Source organism: uncultured Jannaschia sp. (assembly GCF_947494055.1).
In the GTDB taxonomy this organism is placed as follows: domain Bacteria; phylum Pseudomonadota; class Alphaproteobacteria; order Rhodobacterales; family Rhodobacteraceae; genus Jannaschia.
In genome coordinates this window covers 75839-92209 of record NZ_CANLTR010000006.1, presented here as the reverse complement: position 1 = coordinate 92209, position 16371 = coordinate 75839, and the positions used below count along the sequence as shown (strand labels likewise).

At 63.7% G+C, this 16371-nt stretch carries 29 protein-coding genes; 28 read left to right on the top strand and 1 reads right to left on the bottom strand.

The window, feature by feature from the left end; all coding sequences use genetic code 11:
• Window positions 1-3: 3 nt before the first annotated feature.
• Window positions 4-234 carry a peptidase dimerization domain-containing protein gene (locus tag Q1A87_RS08245; RefSeq protein ID WP_299649553.1) on the bottom strand — a complete coding sequence of 77 codons (231 nt, stop codon included), beginning with the start codon at window positions 232-234 and terminating at the stop codon, window positions 4-6.
• Between the two features lie 320 nt (window positions 235-554).
• On the opposite strand from Q1A87_RS08245, the gene rpsJ reads away from it, so the two are divergent.
• The 28 genes from rpsJ to Q1A87_RS08105 all read left to right on the top strand — a co-directional run bounded on the left by rpsJ (window position 555) and on the right by Q1A87_RS08105 (window position 16340).
• Window positions 555-863: a 30S ribosomal protein S10 gene (gene rpsJ / locus Q1A87_RS08240; protein ID WP_298430474.1), complete on the top strand. Its 309-nt coding sequence runs from the start codon at window positions 555-557 to the stop codon at window positions 861-863.
• A gap of 13 nt (window positions 864-876) precedes the next feature.
• A complete protein-coding gene (gene rplC, locus Q1A87_RS08235) occupies window positions 877-1749 on the top strand; it encodes a 50S ribosomal protein L3 (RefSeq protein WP_299649549.1) in 873 nt (290 codons plus the stop codon).
• Window positions 1746-2363 (top strand): 50S ribosomal protein L4, encoded by a 618-nt coding sequence (gene rplD, locus Q1A87_RS08230; RefSeq protein WP_299649546.1) that lies wholly within the window; start codon window positions 1746-1748, stop codon window positions 2361-2363. Before rplC ends, rplD begins: the two co-directional genes overlap by 4 nt.
• Window positions 2360-2644 (top strand): 50S ribosomal protein L23, encoded by a 285-nt coding sequence (locus Q1A87_RS08225; RefSeq protein WP_299649543.1) that lies wholly within the window; start codon window positions 2360-2362, stop codon window positions 2642-2644. The genes rplD and Q1A87_RS08225 overlap by 4 nt, the downstream gene beginning before the upstream one ends.
• A gap of 109 nt (window positions 2645-2753) precedes the next feature.
• The gene (rplB, locus tag Q1A87_RS08220; protein ID WP_299649540.1) at window positions 2754-3596 is read left to right on the top strand and encodes a 50S ribosomal protein L2; all 843 of its coding nucleotides are present in this window, start codon (window positions 2754-2756) and stop codon (window positions 3594-3596) included.
• A gap of 1 nt (window position 3597) precedes the next feature.
• Window positions 3598-3876 (top strand): 30S ribosomal protein S19, encoded by a 279-nt coding sequence (gene rpsS, locus Q1A87_RS08215; protein ID WP_299649537.1) that lies wholly within the window; start codon window positions 3598-3600, stop codon window positions 3874-3876.
• A gap of 3 nt (window positions 3877-3879) precedes the next feature.
• A complete protein-coding gene (rplV, locus tag Q1A87_RS08210) occupies window positions 3880-4260 on the top strand; it encodes a 50S ribosomal protein L22 (RefSeq protein WP_299649534.1) in 381 nt (126 codons plus the stop codon).
• Window positions 4260-4994: a 30S ribosomal protein S3 gene (gene rpsC / locus Q1A87_RS08205; protein WP_299649531.1), complete on the top strand. Its 735-nt coding sequence runs from the start codon at window positions 4260-4262 to the stop codon at window positions 4992-4994. The genes rplV and rpsC overlap by 1 nt, the downstream gene beginning before the upstream one ends.
• 12 nt (window positions 4995-5006) lie before the next feature.
• A complete protein-coding gene (rplP, locus tag Q1A87_RS08200) occupies window positions 5007-5420 on the top strand; it encodes a 50S ribosomal protein L16 (protein ID WP_299649528.1) in 414 nt (137 codons plus the stop codon).
• A gap of 113 nt (window positions 5421-5533) precedes the next feature.
• Window positions 5534-6154, top strand: a complete 621-nt coding sequence (locus Q1A87_RS08195) for a TIGR02466 family protein (protein WP_299649525.1) — start codon at window positions 5534-5536, stop codon at window positions 6152-6154.
• Window positions 6155-6312: 158 nt separating this feature from the next.
• Window positions 6313-6522: a 50S ribosomal protein L29 gene (gene rpmC, locus Q1A87_RS08190; RefSeq protein WP_299649522.1), complete on the top strand. Its 210-nt coding sequence runs from the start codon at window positions 6313-6315 to the stop codon at window positions 6520-6522.
• Window positions 6523-6526: 4 nt separating this feature from the next.
• Complete coding sequence (gene rpsQ, locus Q1A87_RS08185) at window positions 6527-6757, top strand: 30S ribosomal protein S17 (protein ID WP_299649519.1); 231 nt, start codon at window positions 6527-6529, stop codon at window positions 6755-6757.
• Between the two features lie 73 nt (window positions 6758-6830).
• Window positions 6831-7199: a 50S ribosomal protein L14 gene (gene rplN, locus Q1A87_RS08180; protein ID WP_007118848.1), complete on the top strand. Its 369-nt coding sequence runs from the start codon at window positions 6831-6833 to the stop codon at window positions 7197-7199.
• On the top strand, window positions 7199-7504 hold the full coding sequence (gene rplX, locus Q1A87_RS08175) for a 50S ribosomal protein L24 (protein ID WP_299649515.1): 306 nt from the start codon (window positions 7199-7201) through the stop codon (window positions 7502-7504). The genes rplN and rplX overlap by 1 nt, the downstream gene beginning before the upstream one ends.
• The gene (rplE, locus tag Q1A87_RS08170) at window positions 7504-8067 is read left to right on the top strand and encodes a 50S ribosomal protein L5 (RefSeq protein ID WP_299649512.1); all 564 of its coding nucleotides are present in this window, start codon (window positions 7504-7506) and stop codon (window positions 8065-8067) included. Before rplX ends, rplE begins: the two co-directional genes overlap by 1 nt.
• 10 nt (window positions 8068-8077) lie before the next feature.
• Window positions 8078-8383, top strand: coding sequence for a 30S ribosomal protein S14 (rpsN, locus tag Q1A87_RS08165; protein ID WP_299649509.1), 306 nt, complete (start codon window positions 8078-8080; stop codon window positions 8381-8383).
• A 14-nt stretch (window positions 8384-8397) separates the two neighbouring features.
• A complete protein-coding gene (rpsH, locus tag Q1A87_RS08160) occupies window positions 8398-8790 on the top strand; it encodes a 30S ribosomal protein S8 (RefSeq protein WP_299649506.1) in 393 nt (130 codons plus the stop codon).
• An 11-nt stretch (window positions 8791-8801) separates the two neighbouring features.
• Window positions 8802-9335 carry a 50S ribosomal protein L6 gene (gene rplF, locus Q1A87_RS08155; protein WP_299649503.1) on the top strand — a complete coding sequence of 178 codons (534 nt, stop codon included), beginning with the start codon at window positions 8802-8804 and terminating at the stop codon, window positions 9333-9335.
• An 11-nt stretch (window positions 9336-9346) separates the two neighbouring features.
• Window positions 9347-9706, top strand: coding sequence for a 50S ribosomal protein L18 (gene rplR / locus Q1A87_RS08150; RefSeq protein ID WP_299649500.1), 360 nt, complete (start codon window positions 9347-9349; stop codon window positions 9704-9706).
• Window positions 9707-9806: 100 nt separating this feature from the next.
• Complete coding sequence (gene rpsE, locus Q1A87_RS08145) at window positions 9807-10391, top strand: 30S ribosomal protein S5 (protein WP_299649497.1); 585 nt, start codon at window positions 9807-9809, stop codon at window positions 10389-10391.
• Between the two features lie 3 nt (window positions 10392-10394).
• Window positions 10395-10583, top strand: a complete 189-nt coding sequence (gene rpmD, locus Q1A87_RS08140; protein WP_299649494.1) for a 50S ribosomal protein L30 — start codon at window positions 10395-10397, stop codon at window positions 10581-10583.
• Window positions 10584-10708: 125 nt separating this feature from the next.
• Window positions 10709-11494 (top strand): MBL fold metallo-hydrolase, encoded by a 786-nt coding sequence (locus Q1A87_RS08135; RefSeq protein ID WP_299649491.1) that lies wholly within the window; start codon window positions 10709-10711, stop codon window positions 11492-11494.
• Window positions 11495-11686: 192 nt separating this feature from the next.
• Complete coding sequence (gene rplO / locus Q1A87_RS08130; RefSeq protein ID WP_299649835.1) at window positions 11687-12154, top strand: 50S ribosomal protein L15; 468 nt, start codon at window positions 11687-11689, stop codon at window positions 12152-12154.
• A gap of 105 nt (window positions 12155-12259) precedes the next feature.
• Window positions 12260-13618: a preprotein translocase subunit SecY gene (gene secY / locus Q1A87_RS08125; RefSeq protein WP_299649488.1), complete on the top strand. Its 1359-nt coding sequence runs from the start codon at window positions 12260-12262 to the stop codon at window positions 13616-13618.
• The gene (locus Q1A87_RS08120; protein ID WP_299649485.1) at window positions 13615-14265 is read left to right on the top strand and encodes an adenylate kinase; all 651 of its coding nucleotides are present in this window, start codon (window positions 13615-13617) and stop codon (window positions 14263-14265) included. Before secY ends, Q1A87_RS08120 begins: the two co-directional genes overlap by 4 nt.
• Window positions 14266-14432: 167 nt before the next feature.
• Window positions 14433-14801 (top strand): 30S ribosomal protein S13, encoded by a 369-nt coding sequence (gene rpsM / locus Q1A87_RS08115; RefSeq protein ID WP_299649832.1) that lies wholly within the window; start codon window positions 14433-14435, stop codon window positions 14799-14801.
• Between the two features lie 14 nt (window positions 14802-14815).
• On the top strand, window positions 14816-15208 hold the full coding sequence (rpsK, locus tag Q1A87_RS08110; RefSeq protein WP_299649482.1) for a 30S ribosomal protein S11: 393 nt from the start codon (window positions 14816-14818) through the stop codon (window positions 15206-15208).
• Between the two features lie 115 nt (window positions 15209-15323).
• Window positions 15324-16340 carry a DNA-directed RNA polymerase subunit alpha gene (locus tag Q1A87_RS08105; protein ID WP_299649479.1) on the top strand — a complete coding sequence of 339 codons (1017 nt, stop codon included), beginning with the start codon at window positions 15324-15326 and terminating at the stop codon, window positions 16338-16340.
• Window positions 16341-16371: the final 31 nt, after the last annotated feature.

Below are 16371 nucleotides of genomic sequence, written 5' to 3'. Positions count from 1 at the left end.
TGCTCAGTCTCCGCCCTCGATCCGGCTAAGGTTCAGCTTGATTAATTGATCCTCTCCGACGAAATGGGGGTGGTCGGCCCGGACCGCGTTCCAGACCGCCTCCATCTGCCTGAGCGCGCCCACGACCCGATAAGCCGCGTCGATGGCATTCGCCCCGGCGCCCATCTCCCGGACATGGACCGGCGTGCCCGACAAGTGGACCTGAAACCAGATCACACCGGTATTGGCCCGCACGAGCATCTCCTTCTCGGGTTCGCGGATCAGGACCGCATCGGCGCGGTAGCCGCGCAGAGTTTCTTTGGTGCGCTCCTCATTGTCGTTCCGACCGCCCAGTTAGGTATGCTCCGCCGACTTCACTGGTCACGGGAAAAAGCCATGATCCGGGGTTGCCACCTTGAGCGACTCGGTCTAGAGGCCCCCATCCGGACGGGGTCGCGATTGCGGCCCCGCTTCCGTCAGGTCCGACGAGGGGGCCGGATGAGCCGTTCTCCTCCTCTCGACTTGAACAGCCAGGGTGCCCGGGCGGGCGCCTGGCCGTCATTCGGACGAACGACATGAAAAGCCAGAATATCCGTATCCGGCTCAAGGCGTTCGATTACCGCGTGCTCGACGCCAGCACGCAGGAAATCGTAAATACCGCCAAGCGCACGGGTGCCCAGGTTCGCGGGCCGATCCCGCTTCCGAACAAGATCGAGAAGTTCACCGTCCTGCGCGGTCCGCACATCGACAAGAAGTCGCGTGACCAGTGGGAGATCCGCACGCACAAGCGGATGCTCGATATCGTCGACCCGACGCCGCAGACCGTGGACGCGCTGATGAAGCTCGACCTCGCGGCCGGCGTCGACGTCGAGATTAAGGTCTGAGGAGGGCACGTCTATGCTGCGTTCCGGAGTGATCGCAAAGAAGGTGGGCATGACCCGCCTGTTTCTGGAAGACGGCAAGCAGGTGCCCGTCACCGTGCTGCAGCTCGACGGCGTGCAGGTCGTCGGTCAGCGTACCGCCGACAAGCACGGCTACACGGCCGTCCAGCTCGGCGCGGGGACCGCGAAGGTCAAGCGCACGAGCCAGCCGATGCGCGGTGTCTTCAAGGCCGCCAATGTCGAGCCCAAGCGGAAGATCGTAGAGTTCCGCGTCGACGACGACGCCCTGATCGAAGTCGGTGAGGAGATCATTGCCGATCATTACTTCGAGGGTCAGTTCGTCGACGTCTCGGGCACCTCGATCGGCAAGGGCTTCGCCGGCGCGATGAAGCGGCATAATTTCGGTGGTTTGCGCGCCTCGCATGGCGTCTCGATCAGCCACCGCTCGCATGGCTCCACCGGCCAGTGCCAGGACCCCGGCAAGGTGTTCAAGGGCAAGAAGATGGCCGGCCACATGGGCGCCGCCCGTGTGACCACGCAAAACCTGCAGGTTGTCCGCACCGACACCGACCGTGGTCTGATCATGGTCAAGGGCGCCGTTCCCGGCTCCAAGGGCGGCTGGGTGACGATCAAGGATGCGGTGAAGAAGCCGTTCCCCGAAAGCGCCATCATTCCCGCCGCGCTTATGTCCGCGCGCCGCGAGGCGCAGAAGGCCGCCGAGGAGGCCGCTGCTGCTGCGGAAGCGGAGGCGAAGGCCGCCGAGGAGGCGCGACTGGCCGAGGAAGCCGCCGCGCAGGAAGCCGCTTTGAAGGAAGCCGAGGCGGAGATCGCCGAGGACAAGGCCGACACGGATCATTCGGATCCCGAGAAGAAGGAAGGTGACGAATGAAACTCGATGTCATCACCCTCGACGGCGACACGGCCGGGTCGGTCGAGCTGAGCGACGACCTGTTCGGGCTCGAGCCGCGTCGGGACATCCTCTACCGCGTCGTCCGTTGGCAGCGGAACAAGGCGCAGCAGGGGACGCACAAGGTCAAGACGCGCTCCGAGGTCAGCTACTCGACCAAGAAGATCGTCCGTCAGAAGGGCTCCGGCGGCGCGCGCCACGGCTCCCGCAAGGCGCCGATCTTCCGCAAGGGCGGCGTCTACAAGGGGCCGACCCCGCGCAGCCATGCCCACGAGCTGACGAAGAAGGTCCGCAAACTGGGTCTGATGCACGCGTTGTCGTCGAAGGCACAGTCCGGCAAACTCGTCGTGCTCGACGAGCTTCGTGCGGAGGGCAAGACCGGCGCGCTCGCCAAGCAGCTCTCCAATCTCGGCTGGAAGCGTGCGCTCATCATCGATGGAACCGAGGTCAACACCGAGTTCGCGCAGGCCGCGCGGAATCTCGGCCATGTCGACGTCCTGCCTTCGGTCGGCGCGAACGTCATGGACATCCTCAAGCGTGACACGCTCGTGCTCACGAAGGCGGGTGTCGAGGCTCTGGAGGCTCGCCTGAAATGAACACCTACGACGTGATCCGAAAGCCGATCATCACTGAGAAGGCGACCATGGCTTCCGAGGCCAACGCGGTTGTCTTCGAAGTGGCGATCGATGCGAACAAGCCGCAAATCAAGTCCGCGGTGGAAGAATTGTTCGGTGTGAAGGTGCGCGCGGTGAACACCGCGATCACCAAGGGCAAGTCGAAGCGCTTCCGGGGGCGAATGGGCCGCCGGAAGGACGTGAAGAAAGCCTATGTGACGCTCGAAGAAGGCAACACAATCGATGTGACGACGGGGCTCTGAGCCCTACTGCGGCCGACCTGCAAGGGTCGGTCGTTTTCAACGGGGACCTCCGGGGCCCTTTGACCAAGGCGGGGCGACCCGCCGACATTGCAAACGGAAGACAGGTAACATGGCACTCAAGTCGTACAAGCCGACGACGCCGGGCCAGCGTGGGCTGGTTCTGATCGACCGTTCGGAGCTGTGGAAGGGCCGGCCGGTCAAGTCCCTCGTCGAGGGGCTGACCAAGAACGGCGGCCGCAACAACACCGGACGGATCACGATGCGCCGCAAGGGCGGCGGGGCGAAACGCCTCTATCGGATCGTCGATTTCAAGCGCAGCAAGCTCGACGTCCAGGCGAACGTGGAGCGGATCGAGTACGATCCGAACCGGACCGCCTTCATCGCGCTCATCCGCTACACGGATGGCGAGCAGGCCTACATCCTCGCGCCGCAGCGTCTCGCCGTGGGCGACCGCGTCGTCGCTTCGGCCCGCGCGGACATCAAGCCGGGCAACGCGATGCCGTTCCAGGGCATGCCGATCGGCACGATCGTCCACAACATCGAGCTGAAGCCAGGCAAGGGCGGGCAGATTGCGCGCGCGGCCGGTACATACGCGCAGTTCGTCGGTCGCGACGGCGGCTACGCGCAGATCCGGTTGTCCTCCGGCGAGCTGCGGCTCGTGCGGCAGGAATGCATGGCGACGGTCGGAGCGGTCTCGAACCCGGACAACTCGAACCAGAACATCGGCAAGGCTGGTCGCAACCGGCACAAGGGCATCCGCCCGAGCGTCCGCGGCGTCGTGATGAACCCGATCGACCACCCGCATGGTGGCGGCGAAGGGCGCACCTCCGGTGGCCGGCATCCGGTCACGCCCTGGGGCAAGCCGACCAAGGGTGCCCGCACCCGTGACAAGAACAAGGCGTCCAGCCGACTGATCGTTCGGTCGCGCCACGCTCGCAAGAAAGGCCGCTGATATGAGCCGTTCCGTCTGGAAAGGGCCCTTCGTGGACGCATTCGTCCTGAAGAAGGCCGAAGCCGCTCGGGAATCGAGCCGCAACGACGTGATCAAGATCTGGTCCCGCCGCTCGACCATCCTGCCGCAATTCGTCGGCCTCACCTTCGGCGTCTACAACGGCCAGAAGCATATCCCGGTCAACGTCTCCGAGGACATGATCGGCCAGAAGTTCGGCGAGTATTCCCCGACGCGGACCTATTACGGCCACGCGGCCGACAAGAAAGCCAAGAGGAAGTAAGTCATGGGCAAGGAAAAGAATCCCCGCCGCGTGGCTGAGAACGAAGCCATGGCGAAGCTGCGGTCGCTGCGCACCAGCCCGCAGAAGCTGAACCTCGTCGCCGCGATGATCCGCGGCAAGAAGGTCGAGCGCGCGCTGAGCGACCTGACCTTCTCCAAGAAGCGGATCGCGATCGACGTGCGCAAGTGCCTGCAATCGGCCATCGCGAACGCCGAGAACAACCACAACCTGGACGTCGACGAACTGGTCGTCGCCGAGGCCTGGGTCGGCAAGAACCTTACCATGAAGCGCGGCCGCCCGCGGGCGCGTGGCCGGTTCGGGCGGATCATCAAGCCGTTCTCGGAGATCACGATTAAGGTGCGGCAAGTCGAGGAGCAAGCCTGATGGGCAACAAGGTCAACCCGATCGGCATGCGGCTTCAGGTCAATCGCACCTGGGATAGCCGCTGGTACGCCGACACGAAGGATTACGGAAACCTCCTGCTCGAGGACCTGCGCATGCGCGAGTTCATCGAGAAGGAATGCAAGCAGGCCGGCGTCAGCCGCGTCGTGATCGAGCGCCCGCACAAGAAGTGCCGCGTCACGATCCACACCGCGCGTCCGGGCGTCATCATCGGCAAGAAGGGCGCCGATATCGAGGTGCTTCGCAAGAAGCTCGCCGCGATGACGGACAGCGAACTGCACCTCAACATCGTCGAGGTCCGCAAGCCCGAACTCGACGCGCAGCTCGTCGGTGAGAGCATCGCCCAGCAGCTCGAGCGTCGGGTCTCGTTCCGTCGGGCGATGAAGCGGTCGGTGCAGAACGCGATGCGCATGGGTGCGCTCGGCATCCGGGTGAACCTCGCCGGCCGTCTTGGCGGCGCGGAGATCGCGCGGACGGAATGGTATCGCGAGGGGCGGGTGCCGCTGCACACGCTGCGCGCGGATATCGACTACGCGCATTCGGAAGCCACGACGCCTTACGGGATCATCGGGATCAAGGTCTGGATCTTCAAGGGAGAGATCATGGAGCACGATCCCTCGGCCCGTGATCGCAAGGCGCAGGAATTGCAGGACGGTCCGGCCCCCCGTGGCGCCGGCGGTGGACGTCGCGACGACCGCCCGCGCGGCCGCCGGTAAGGAGAAACCACGATGCTACAGCCAAAACGGACGAAGTTCCGCAAGCAGTTCAAGGGACGCATTCATGGCGAGGCGAAGGGCGGGTCCGACCTGAACTTCGGCACCTACGGTCTGAAGGCGACCCAGCCCGAGCGTGTCACCGCGCGTCAGATCGAGGCCGCCCGCCGGGCCATGACGCGCCATATGAAGCGCCAGGGCCGCGTCTGGATCCGGATCTTCCCGGACTTGCCGGTCACGTCCAAGCCGACCGAGGTGCGGATGGGCAAGGGCAAGGGCTCCGTTGATTACTGGGCCTGCAAGGTGAAACCCGGCCGCGTAATGTTCGAGATCGATGGCGTGAGCGAACCCGTCGCCCGCGAGGCGCTGCGGCTCGCAGCGATGAAGCTGCCGATCAAGACGCGTACCGTCGTCCGCGAGGATTGGTAACTTAAACGGCGAGCCCGCTGTATACAAATTGGCCCCTGCCGGGAACGGCAGGGGCCTTCTGGTCTCCGCCGGCCTCCTAAGCGACTGGGGCATGCAACACCAGGATGGCTACCATGTCCGACATATCCTCGATCTTCAGCACACGCCTGTATCGCGCTACGTTGTCCGAGCATGGCCCGGCAATTGATGCGCGTGAGCTCGAGGCGTCCTGTCTCTCGATCGCCGAGGACGACGAGGCGGGACAGGCGTGGTGCGAAGAGAACGACTTTCCGGGCTATACGAGCTATGCCTCGCTGACCGACCTGGCGTGGCGATTCCCTATTTTTGCCGACCTCGTAAAGTCTCTCGACGCGCATGTGGGCGCATTCGCCGAAGCGCTGGTTTTCGATCTGGGGGACGGGCGTCTCATCCTCGAGGATATCTGGATCAATATCCTGCCTGAAGGCGGCAGCCATTCGGGTCACCTTCACCCGCATTCGGTGATCTCGGGTACGACCTACGTAGCGATGCCTGATGGGGCCTCGGCGATCCGGTTCGAGGATCCGCGTCTGCCATTCATGATGGCTGCGCCGCCGCGGCGGAAGGATGCCCCCGCGGACCTCCGCAGTTTCTCCTATGTCCGGCCGACAGTCGGTGACGTGCTTCTGTGGGAGAGTTGGCTGCGCCACGAGGTGCCGCTCAACATCTCCGAGGGAGAGCGGATCAGCGTGAGCTTCAACTACGCCTGGCGTTGAGTGCGGCGATCGGTCGGTGAGGCGGGAAACTCGATCCTTGGCCGATCTGACTGTTGTCATTCCCGGTCGGTCCCCCTATAGGCCCTTCACTCACCCTCCACCGGGAATTAGGTGACCCTCTTGGGGCCTGCCGGTGATGTTGCAGAAAGGAGCCGGCGATGAACGCCAGCGAAATGAGAAACAAGACGCCGGACGAGCTCCGGGACCAGTTGAAACAGCTTAAGAAGGAAGCCTTCAACCTGCGCTTCCAGGCTGCGACGAACCAGCTCGAGAACACCGCACGCATGCGCAATGTCCGCCGTGACGTCGCGCGCGTTAGCACGATCCTCAATCAGAAGGCGGCCGAGGCCGCGAAGTCGGAGGCCTGAGTCCATGCCGAAGCGTATCCTGCAAGGCGTCGTGACCTCCGACCAGAACGCCCAGACTGTTACCGTTTCCATCGAGCGCCGCTTCAAGCATCCGCTCCTGCACAAGACGGTTCGGAAGTCGAAGAAGTACCGCGCCCACGACGAGACCAACCAGTTCAAGGTCGGCGACGTAGTCCGCATTCAGGAATGCCCGCCGAAGTCCAAGACGAAGCGGTGGGAGGTCATCGCCGAATAGGGCGTTGACCTGAAGAAATCGAAACCCTGGGGACGAAGGCACGCATCGCCTCCCCAAAGGTCGGGAGAAACCAATGATCCAGATGCAAACCAACCTGGATGTTGCTGACAATAGCGGCGCGCGCCGTGTTCAGTGCATCAAGGTCCTGGGCGGGTCCAAGCGGAAATACGCCTCCGTCGGCGACATCATCGTGGTGTCGGTGAAGGAGGCCATTCCGCGGGGCCGCGTCAAGAAGGGCGACGTCCGCAAGGCCGTGGTCGTTCGCACCGCCAAGGAAGTGCGCCGCGACGACGGCACCGCGATCCGCTTCGACCGGAACGCCGCCGTGATCCTCAACAACAACAACGAGCCGGTCGGCACCCGTATTTTCGGGCCGGTGGTTCGCGAATTGCGCGCGAAGAACTTCATGAAGATCATCTCGCTCGCGCCGGAGGTGCTGTGATGGCCGCGAAACTCCGCAAGGGCGACAAGGTCCGCGTCCTGGCCGGTAAGGACCAGGGTCGCGAAGGCGAGATCGTCAGCGTCGATCCGAAGGCCGGCAAGGCTGTCGTCGACGGCGTGAACATGGCGATCCGCCATACGCGTCAGAGCCAGAACTCGCAGGGCGGACGCATCCCGAAGGCGATGCCGATCGACCTGTCGAACCTCGCTGTCATCGACGGCAACGGCAAGGTCACTCGGGTCGGCTTCCGCTTCGAGGACGGCAAGAAGGTTCGCTTCGCCAAGACCACGGGAGACGTGATCTGATGCTCGATCAAGCAAACTACACGCCGCGTCTGAAATCCGTTTACGCGGAAACCATAAAGCCCGCCTTGAAGGAAGAGTTCGGCTATAAGAACGTCATGCAGGTTCCGCGTCTGGACAAGATCGTCCTGAACATAGGGGCCGGTGCGGAGGCCGTGCGCGATTCCAAGAAGGCGAAGTCGGCGCAGGACGACCTGTCTACCATCGCCGGCCAGAAGGCCGTCGTGACCAAGGCTAAGAAGTCGATCGCCGGTTTCCGTGTCCGCGAGGGCATGCCGCTCGGCGCGAAGGTGACGCTGCGTGGCGCCCGGATGTACGAGTTCCTCGACCGCCTCGTCACGATCGCGCTGCCCCGCGTCCGCGACTTCCGCGGCGTGAACGGCAAGAGCTTCGACGGGCGCGGCAACTACGCCATGGGCCTGAAGGAGCACATCGTGTTTCCCGAGATCAACTTCGACAAGGTCGATGAAGTCTGGGGCATGGATATCATCATCTGCACCACCGCGAAGACGGATGCGGAAGCCAAGGCGCTGTTGAAGCACTTCAACATGCCGTTCAACAGCTGAGGGAATAGACATGGCAAAAGAATCCATGATCGAACGCCAGAAGAAGCGCGAGCGGCTGGTGAAGCAGTATGCTGCCAAGCGCGCGTCTCTGAAGGACATCGCCAACGACGAATCGAAGCCGGTGGAAGAGCGCTTCAAGGCCCGGCTGAAGCTGGCCGAGTTGCCGCGCAACTCCTCGCCGACCCGTCTCAACAACCGCTGCCAGCTCACCGGACGGCCCCGTGCCTATTACCGGAAGCTCAAGCTCAGCCGCATCATGCTGCGCGACCTCGCCTCGCAGGGGAAGATCCCCGGCATGGTCAAGTCGAGCTGGTAAGGGAGGTCAGATAGATGAACGATCCTATCGGTGATATGCTGACCCGCATCCGCAACGCGCAGATGCGCGGGAAGTCGACCGTCTCCACCCCCGCCTCGAAACTCCGGGCGCACGTCCTCGACGTGCTGGCCGACGAAGGCTACATCCGTGGCTACGAGACGTCGAGCGACCGTCAGGGTCATCCGACGCTCGAGATCGCGCTGAAGTACTACGAAGGCACGCCGGTCATCCGCGAGGTCAAGCGGGTGTCAAAGCCCGGGCGTCGTGTGTACATGGCCGTCGCCGACCTGCCGTCGGTCCGCCAGGGCCTCGGCGTTTCCATCGTCTCCACCTCGCGTGGCGTCATGTCCGATGCAGCAGCACGCTCCGCCAATGTTGGCGGCGAAGTGCTCTGCACCGTATTCTGAGGAGGGTTGCAATGTCTCGTATCGGCAAACGACCCGTCGAGCTGCCTTCGGGCGTCGAAGCCTCGCTTTCTGGTCAGAAGATCTCCGTCAAGGGGCCCAAGGGCACCCGTGACTTCACCGCGACGGACGACGTCACGCTGGCCGTCGAGGACAACGCCGTGACGGTAACGCCGCGCGGCAAGTCCAAGCGGGCGCGCCAGCAATGGGGCATGACCCGGACGATGGTCGAGAACCTCGTGACCGGCGTGACCACGGGTTTCAAGAAGGAGCTCGAGATCACCGGCGTCGGCTACCGCGCACAGATGCAGGGCAACACCCTGAAGCTGGCACTCGGCTACAGCCACGATGTAAACTTCGATGTGCCCGACGGCGTAACCGTGACGGCGCCGAAGCAGACCGACATCGTGGTCGAGGGCATCGACCAGCAGCTCGTCGGTCAGGTCGCGGCCAACATTCGCGAATGGCGCGCACCGGAGCCCTACAAGGGCAAGGGCATCCGCTATAAGGGCGAGTTCATCTTCCGCAAGGAAGGCAAGAAGAAGTAAGGACCAGACAGATGGCAAACAGCAAACGGGATCTGTTCCTGAAACGCCGCCTGCGCGTCCGGAACAAGCTACGCAAGATGGCCGCGGGACGTCCCCGTCTCTCGGTGCATCGCTCCAACAAGAACCTTTCGGTTCAAGTGATCGACGACGTGGCGGGCCGCACGCTCGCCTCGGCTTCGACGCTCGAGAAGGATCTGGGGCTTATCGGCAAGAACAACGTCGAGGCGGCAGCCAAGGTCGGCGCGGCGATCGCGGAGCGTGCGAAGAAAGCAGGTGTCGAAGACGTCTATTTCGACCGCGGCGGCTTCCTTTTTCATGGCAAGGTGAAGGCCCTGGCCGACGCTGCGCGTGAAGGCGGCTTGAAGTTCTGAGTGCGGGGGGCGTTCGCGCCCCCTCGATGATCCGGGAGCGGGTTCACTCACCAAGGATCGAACCAATTTGGGCACGGGCCCGAAACCGAAGGAGTGCCGCATGGCGGAACGTGACAACAACAGGGGACGCGGCCGCGGGCGCGACCGCGACGAGACCCCGGAATTTGCTGATCGCCTCGTGGCGATCAATCGTGTGTCGAAGACGGTAAAGGGTGGTAAGCGCTTCGGCTTCGCGGCGCTCGTTGTTGTCGGCGATCAGAAGGGTCGTGTCGGCTTCGGCAAGGGCAAGGCCAAGGAGGTCCCCGAGGCCATCCGGAAGGCGACCGAGCAAGCCAAGCGGCAGATGATCCGCGTGCCGTTGCGCGACGGACGGACGCTTCACCACGACATGAACGGCCGCCACGGCGCCGGTCGCGTGGTCATGCGCACCGCACCTGAAGGCACAGGCATCATCGCCGGCGGTCCGATGCGCGCCGTGTTCGAGATGCTGGGCATCAAGGACGTCGTCTCGAAGTCGATCGGTTCGCAGAACCCCTACAACATGATCCGGGCGACGCTCGACGGTCTGACCAAGGAGGCCAGCCCGCGTTCCGTCGCGCAGCGTCGCGGCAAGAAGGTGGCCGACATCCTGCCCAAGCGGGACGAGGCGCCGGCTGAGTCGACCCAAGTCGCAGAGGAGGCCTGATCCATGGCGAAGACGATCGTCGTCAAGCAGATTGGCAGCCCGATCCGCCGACCCGAGAAGCAGCGGGCCACCTTGGTCGGTCTGGGGCTCAACAAGATGCACAGGACGCGGGAGTTGGAGGATACGCCCTCTATCCGCGGTATGATCTCCAAGATCCCCCATCTCGTGGAGATCGTGGAAGAGCGCGGCTGATCCGCCACCCAGTTGCGTATGAATGCAAGGGGCGTCCGACGGACGCCCCTTTTTGCTTTGCGGGTCGCCGCGTGTGGTCAAGTGGCTGGATGGCTCTATTCTCGCACCCGACAGGAGGAAACATCATGAGCCAGACAAGACGCAGCTTTCTTGCCACCGCCGCCGCAACCGGCGCCGTGACCGTGTTGCCTTACGCTGCCCGCGCCGCGGCGCATCAGGCCGACACGTTCCAGACCGGGTCGGGCGAGGTGACGGTCCACCCGGTGAGCCACGCCTCCTTCGTGATGGAGACGCCCGCAGGTGTGATCTACGCCGACCCGGTGGGCGGGGCCGCGGAATACGCGGAACTGCCGCCGCCGGATCTGATCCTGATTACGCATGAACACGGTGACCACTACGATGCGGACACCCTTGCCGGGCTCGTCGGCGAGGCCACTCGCATCATCGCCAATCCGGCCGTCTACGCGATGCTTCCTGCAGAACTGCAAGACAGGGCCGAAGAGATCGGGAATGGCGGGGAGACGAGCTTCGGCGACGTCTCCATCGAAGCCGTTCCGGCCTACAACACGACCGACGGGCGGCTCGAGTTCCACCCGGAGGGTCGTGACAACGGTTACGTCCTGAACTTCGACGATTTCCGCGTCTATATCTCTGGCGATACCGAGGATATCCCGGAAATGCGGGCGCTGGAGGATATCGACCTCGCCTTCCTCTGCATGAACCTTCCCTACACGATGGACGCCGAGCAGGCTGCCTCGGCCGTGCAGGAATTTACGCCGACCTACGTCTATCCCTATCACTACCGGGGCCAGGACGGGGGAACGCAGAATCCGGCCGAGTTCGCGCAACTGGCCGGCGACGCTACGGAAGTGAAGACCGGCGAATGGTATGCGCCGGGCGAGCTCGGCTGACCGTTCGTCGGAGCGAGGGGAACTCGGGCGCACCGAACGCGCCCGGGATATCCCGTTCACACGCCATCTCATCCTCTTGCGTTCACCTTCCGGCTTCGCTATTCGCGCCGGGTCCGCGAAGGACGCAATATGAACGCCGTGTCCCTCCCGCATTCGCTTCGGGGAGGTCGTCCGGCAAGAGGAGAAGCGATCATGAAACTGCACGAACTCCGCGACAACGATGGCGCGGCGCCCAAACGTAAGCGCGTCGGTCGTGGCCCCGGCTCCGGCATCGGCAAGACCGGCGGCCGCGGCATCAAAGGCCAGAAGTCCCGTTCCGGCGTGGCGATCAACGGCTACGAGGGCGGTCAGATGCCGCTCTACCAGCGGCTCCCGAAGCGCGGCTTCAACAAGCCGAACCGGAAGTCCTATGCCGTCGTCAACCTGTCGAAAATCCAGGAATTCATCGACAACGGCCGCCTCGACGCGGACGCAATCACCGAGGAGAGCCTCGTCACCGCCGGCGTCGTGCGGCGCAAGCTCGACGGCATCCGTCTGCTCGGCAAGGGCGAACTCACCGCCAAGGCCGCCATTACCGTCACCGGCGCGTCTAGGGGCGCGGTCGAGGCGGTAGAGAAGGCGGGCGGATCGGTCACGCTTCCGGCAGCCGCCGACGCCTGATCGGTTGCAGGCGGTCACGGCGCCGCGTACATCGGTTCCACGTTTTCCGAACGCCGTCTGCGGGGAAATCCGTCGGGCGGCGTTCCCGTTTCAAGAGAGGCTCGCATGGCGTCAGCTGCGGAGCAAATGGCCGCGAACATGAGCTGGGGCGCGTTCGGCAAGGCGAAGGAACTGCGCCAACGCATCCTGTTCACGATCGGCCTTCTGATCATATACCGGGTCGGCACCTATATTCCCGTGCCTGGCATCGACGCGGAGCAGCTTCGCCGTTTCGTCGAGGATGCGAGCGCGGGCCTCGGCGGCGTGCTCAACATGTTCACCGGCGGCGCCATCGGCCGCATGGGCGTCTTCGCCCTCGGGATCATGCCCTACATCTCCGCTTCGATCATCATCCAGTTGATGACGGCGATGGTTCCGCAGCTCGAATCCCTGAAGAAGGAAGGCGAGGCGGGCCGCAAGAAGATCAATCAGTACACGCGTTACGGGACGGTCGCGCTGGCGACGCTCCAGGGCTATGGCTTGGCGGTCTCGCTGCAATCGGGCGGGCTGGTGCACACGCCAGGCTGGTTCTTCATCGCCTCCTGCGTGATCACGTTGGTCGGCGGCACGATGTTCCTGATGTGGCTGGGCGAGCAGATCACCGCGCGCGGGATCGGCAACGGTATTTCGCTGATCATCTTCGTGGGCATCGTGGCCGAGCTCCCCTCCGCTTTCGCGCAGTTCTTCGTGCAGGGCCGGACCGGTGCGATTTCGACCGCGGTAATCCTTGGTGTCCTCGTGATGCTGCTCGCGACGCTGCTCTTCGTCGTCTTCATGGAACGCAGTCTGCGCAAGATTCATATCCAATATCCGCGCCGACAGGTTGGCATGAAGGTCTATGACGGCGGGTCGAGCCATCTGCCGATCAAGGTGAACCCGGCCGGTGTCATCCCGGCGATCTTCGCCTCGTCGCTGCTGCTCCTGCCGACGACGATCAGCACGTTCTCGGGCGCGAATTCCGGTCCGGTCATGTCGACGATCCTCGCCTATTTCGGGCCGGGCCAGCCGCTCTACCTGCTGTTCTTTGCGGGCATGATCGTCTTCTTCGCGTACTTCTACACCCACAACGTCGCCTTCAAGACCGACGACGTGGCCGATAATCTGAAAAACCAGAACGGCTTCATCCCGGGCATCCGGCCGGGACGGCGCACGGCGGAATATCTCGAATACGTCGTCAACCGCGTTCTCGTGCTCGGCGCGGGCTACCTTGCCCTGGTCTGCCTGATCCCGGAAATCGTGCGTCAGGAACTCGCCATCACGGCCTATTTCGGGGGAACGTCGATCCTGATCATCGTCTCGGTCGGTATGGACACGATTCAACAGGTGCAGTCGCATCTGCTGGCGCACCAGTACGAAGGTCTGATCGAGAAATCGCAGCTGCGTGGTAAGCGGCGCGGACGAAACAAGGGAACGGCACGTCGATGAACATCATCCTTCTGGGACCGCCCGGGGCGGGCAAGGGAACGCAAGCCCGCAGACTCGTCGACGAACGCTGCATGATCCAGCTCTCGACCGGAGACATGCTGCGCGACGCGCGGAACTCCGGGACCGAGATGGGGAACCGCGTGGCCGGGATCATGGACCGAGGAGAATTGGTGACCGACGAGATCGTCATCGGACTGATCGAGGAGAAGCTGGAAGGCGACACCGGCGGCGGGCTGATCTTCGACGGGTTCCCCCGGACGCTCGCCCAGGCGGACGCGCTTGAAGCGCTTCTGTCGCGCAAAGGGACCGGGCTCGATGTCGTGATCGAGATGCGCGTCGATGACGAGACTCTGGTCGCTCGCATTATCGCACGGTCGACCTGCGCCGCCTGCGGCGAAGTCTACAACGATCTGACGCGACCGGTTCCGGATGACGGGCGGTGTGCGAAGTGCGGTGGAATGCAGTTCACCCGTCGCGCCGACGACAACGAGGAAAGCCTCAAGACGCGTCTGTTGGCGTATTACAAACAGACGTCTCCCTTGATCGGATACTACCACTGCAAGGAAAAGCTCCGGGTCGTGGACGGCCTCGGCGAGATTGCGGATGTCGCCGCGAGCATTTCCGAAGCGATGTCAAAAACTCCTTGACAGCGCGCCGCGCAGCGCTTGACGCGCCCGTCAATAGCCCTTAGGTCGCAGTCTCCGCCGGTTATCGCAGGGTTCCCGGTGATATGTTTTTGCTCGGTCGGGAACGACGCGGGCGTTGTGAAAAAAGGTTCTGGGGCTACGGAACCGCAACGAAGAAGGAAGCTCCCTTGGCTCGAATCGCTGGTGTCAACATTCCGACCGGGAAGCGTGTTCCCGTCGCCCTGACCTATATCACGGGAATCGGTCCCTCAAAGGCGCGCGAGATCGTCGAGGCGACGGGGATCGATGGATCCCGCCGCGTCAACGAACTCTCCGACGCCGAAGTGCTGTCGATCCGCGAGTTCATTGACGCCAACGTCACCGTCGAGGGCGATCTGCGTCGCGAAACGCAGATGAACGTCAAACGTCTTATGGACCTCGGTTGCTACCGCGGTCTGCGCCATCGTCGTAATCTGCCGGTGCGGGGTCAGCGGACCCACACCAACGCGCGGACCCGGAAGGGCCCCGCGAAAGCCATCGCCGGCAAGAAGAAATAAGGGAGCGCACAGACATGGCACGTGATACCCGCCGCGCTCCGAAGCGCAAGGAACGCAAGAACATCGCCGCCGGTGTGGCGCATGTGAACTCATCGTTCAACAACACCAAGATTCTGATCTCCGACGTGCAGGGCAACGCCATCAGCTGGTCCTCGGCCGGCACGATGGGCTTCAAGGGCTCGCGCAAGTCGACGCCCTACGCCGCACAGATGGCCGCCGAGGATGCGGCCCGCAAGGCGCAGGAGCACGGCATGAAGACGCTCGAGGTCGAAGTGCAAGGTCCGGGGGGCGGTCGCGAATCTGCGCTTCGCGCCCTGGCTGCGGCCGGCCTCCAGATTACGGCGATCCGCGACGTGACGCCGATCGCGCATAACGGCGTTCGTCCGCCGAAGCGCCGCCGCGTCTGATCCGAACCAGATTATCCGACGGGGGCCGTTCCGCGGCCCCCGTGCCGCCGTTTGACACACCTCGGGAGTCCCGCGCCATCCGCCCCGGCGCCGGACAGGAATGGAGGGACAGGGCATGATCCACAAGAATTGGCAGGAACTCATCAAGCCGCAGCAGCTTGAGGTCCGGCCGGGCAACAACCCGGCCCGTCAGGCGACCGTCGTGGCCGAACCGCTCGAGCGGGGCTTCGGTCTGACGCTCGGCAACGCGCTGCGCCGTGTGCTCATGTCGTCGCTGCAGGGCGCCGCCATCACAAGCGTCCAGATCGACAACGTGCTCCACGAGTTCTCAAGCGTGTCGGGCGTCCGCGAGGACGTGACGGACATCATCCTGAACCTCAAGGGTGTCAGCCTCAAAATGGAGGTCGAGGGGCCGAAGCGCGTCTCGATCTCGGCCAAGGGTCCGATGGTCGTTACCGCGGGCGACATCAGCGAGTCGAACGGGATCGAGGTGTTGAACCGCGACCACGTGATCTGCCATCTCGACGACGGTGCCGAGTTGTACATGGAGCTGACCGTCGATGTCGGGAAGGGCTACGTCTCAGCCGACAAGAACAAGCCCGAGGACGCGCCGATCGGGCTGATCCCGATTGATGCGATCTACTCGCCAGTCAAGAAGGTCTCCTACGAGGTGCAGCCGACCCGTGAGGGGCAGGTCCTCGATTACGACAAACTCACGCTGAAGCTCGAGACCGACGGCTCGCTTGCGCCCGACGATGCGGTCGCCTACGCGGCCCGCATCCTGCAGGACCAGTTGCAGGTCTTCGTCAACTTCGACGAACCGGAGGCCGCGCGTGGCGCCGAGGCGGCCGACGACCTTGAGTTCAATCCGCTGCTTCTGAAGAAGGTTGACGAGCTGGAGCTTTCGGTGCGTTCGGCCAACTGCCTGAAGAATGACAACATCGTCTATATCGGCGACCTGATCCAGAAGACCGAGGCCGAGATGCTGCGGACTCCGAACTTCGGGCGCAAGTCGCTCAACGAGATCAAGGAAGTGCTCTCGGGCATGGGCCTGCATCTCGGCATGGAGATCGTCGACTGGCCGCCCGAGAACATCGAGGACCTCGCCAAGAAGTTCGAGAATGAATTCTGATACTACGGGACGCCTCAGGGCGTCCCGCGAC

Coding starts and splice junctions, on each gene's coding strand:
- rplC (WP_299649549.1), top strand. CDS start 877: ATGCTGCGTTCCGGAGTGATCGCAAAGAAGGTGGGCATGACCCGCCTG.
- Q1A87_RS08105 (WP_299649479.1), top strand. CDS start 15,324: ATGATCCACAAGAATTGGCAGGAACTCATCAAGCCGCAGCAGCTTGAG.
- Q1A87_RS08195 (WP_299649525.1), top strand. CDS start 5,534: ATGTCCGACATATCCTCGATCTTCAGCACACGCCTGTATCGCGCTACG.
- rplO (WP_299649835.1), top strand. CDS start 11,687: ATGAAACTGCACGAACTCCGCGACAACGATGGCGCGGCGCCCAAACGT.
- rpsQ (WP_299649519.1), top strand. CDS start 6,527: ATGCCGAAGCGTATCCTGCAAGGCGTCGTGACCTCCGACCAGAACGCC.
- rpsK (WP_299649482.1), top strand. CDS start 14,816: ATGGCACGTGATACCCGCCGCGCTCCGAAGCGCAAGGAACGCAAGAAC.
- rpmD (WP_299649494.1), top strand. CDS start 10,395: ATGGCGAAGACGATCGTCGTCAAGCAGATTGGCAGCCCGATCCGCCGA.
- rpsC (WP_299649531.1), top strand. CDS start 4,260: ATGGGCAACAAGGTCAACCCGATCGGCATGCGGCTTCAGGTCAATCGC.
- rplV (WP_299649534.1), top strand. CDS start 3,880: ATGGGCAAGGAAAAGAATCCCCGCCGCGTGGCTGAGAACGAAGCCATG.
- rpmC (WP_299649522.1), top strand. CDS start 6,313: ATGAACGCCAGCGAAATGAGAAACAAGACGCCGGACGAGCTCCGGGAC.
- rpsS (WP_299649537.1), top strand. CDS start 3,598: ATGAGCCGTTCCGTCTGGAAAGGGCCCTTCGTGGACGCATTCGTCCTG.
- Q1A87_RS08225 (WP_299649543.1), top strand. CDS start 2,360: ATGAACACCTACGACGTGATCCGAAAGCCGATCATCACTGAGAAGGCG.
- rplR (WP_299649500.1), top strand. CDS start 9,347: ATGGCAAACAGCAAACGGGATCTGTTCCTGAAACGCCGCCTGCGCGTC.
- Q1A87_RS08120 (WP_299649485.1), top strand. CDS start 13,615: ATGAACATCATCCTTCTGGGACCGCCCGGGGCGGGCAAGGGAACGCAA.
- rpsE (WP_299649497.1), top strand. CDS start 9,807: ATGGCGGAACGTGACAACAACAGGGGACGCGGCCGCGGGCGCGACCGC.
- rplN (WP_007118848.1), top strand. CDS start 6,831: ATGATCCAGATGCAAACCAACCTGGATGTTGCTGACAATAGCGGCGCG.
- rplB (WP_299649540.1), top strand. CDS start 2,754: ATGGCACTCAAGTCGTACAAGCCGACGACGCCGGGCCAGCGTGGGCTG.
- rplP (WP_299649528.1), top strand. CDS start 5,007: ATGCTACAGCCAAAACGGACGAAGTTCCGCAAGCAGTTCAAGGGACGC.
- rplE (WP_299649512.1), top strand. CDS start 7,504: ATGCTCGATCAAGCAAACTACACGCCGCGTCTGAAATCCGTTTACGCG.
- Q1A87_RS08135 (WP_299649491.1), top strand. CDS start 10,709: ATGAGCCAGACAAGACGCAGCTTTCTTGCCACCGCCGCCGCAACCGGC.
- secY (WP_299649488.1), top strand. CDS start 12,260: ATGGCGTCAGCTGCGGAGCAAATGGCCGCGAACATGAGCTGGGGCGCG.
- rplD (WP_299649546.1), top strand. CDS start 1,746: ATGAAACTCGATGTCATCACCCTCGACGGCGACACGGCCGGGTCGGTC.
- rpsH (WP_299649506.1), top strand. CDS start 8,398: ATGAACGATCCTATCGGTGATATGCTGACCCGCATCCGCAACGCGCAG.
- rpsN (WP_299649509.1), top strand. CDS start 8,078: ATGGCAAAAGAATCCATGATCGAACGCCAGAAGAAGCGCGAGCGGCTG.
- rplX (WP_299649515.1), top strand. CDS start 7,199: ATGGCCGCGAAACTCCGCAAGGGCGACAAGGTCCGCGTCCTGGCCGGT.
- rplF (WP_299649503.1), top strand. CDS start 8,802: ATGTCTCGTATCGGCAAACGACCCGTCGAGCTGCCTTCGGGCGTCGAA.
- rpsJ (WP_298430474.1), top strand. CDS start 555: ATGAAAAGCCAGAATATCCGTATCCGGCTCAAGGCGTTCGATTACCGC.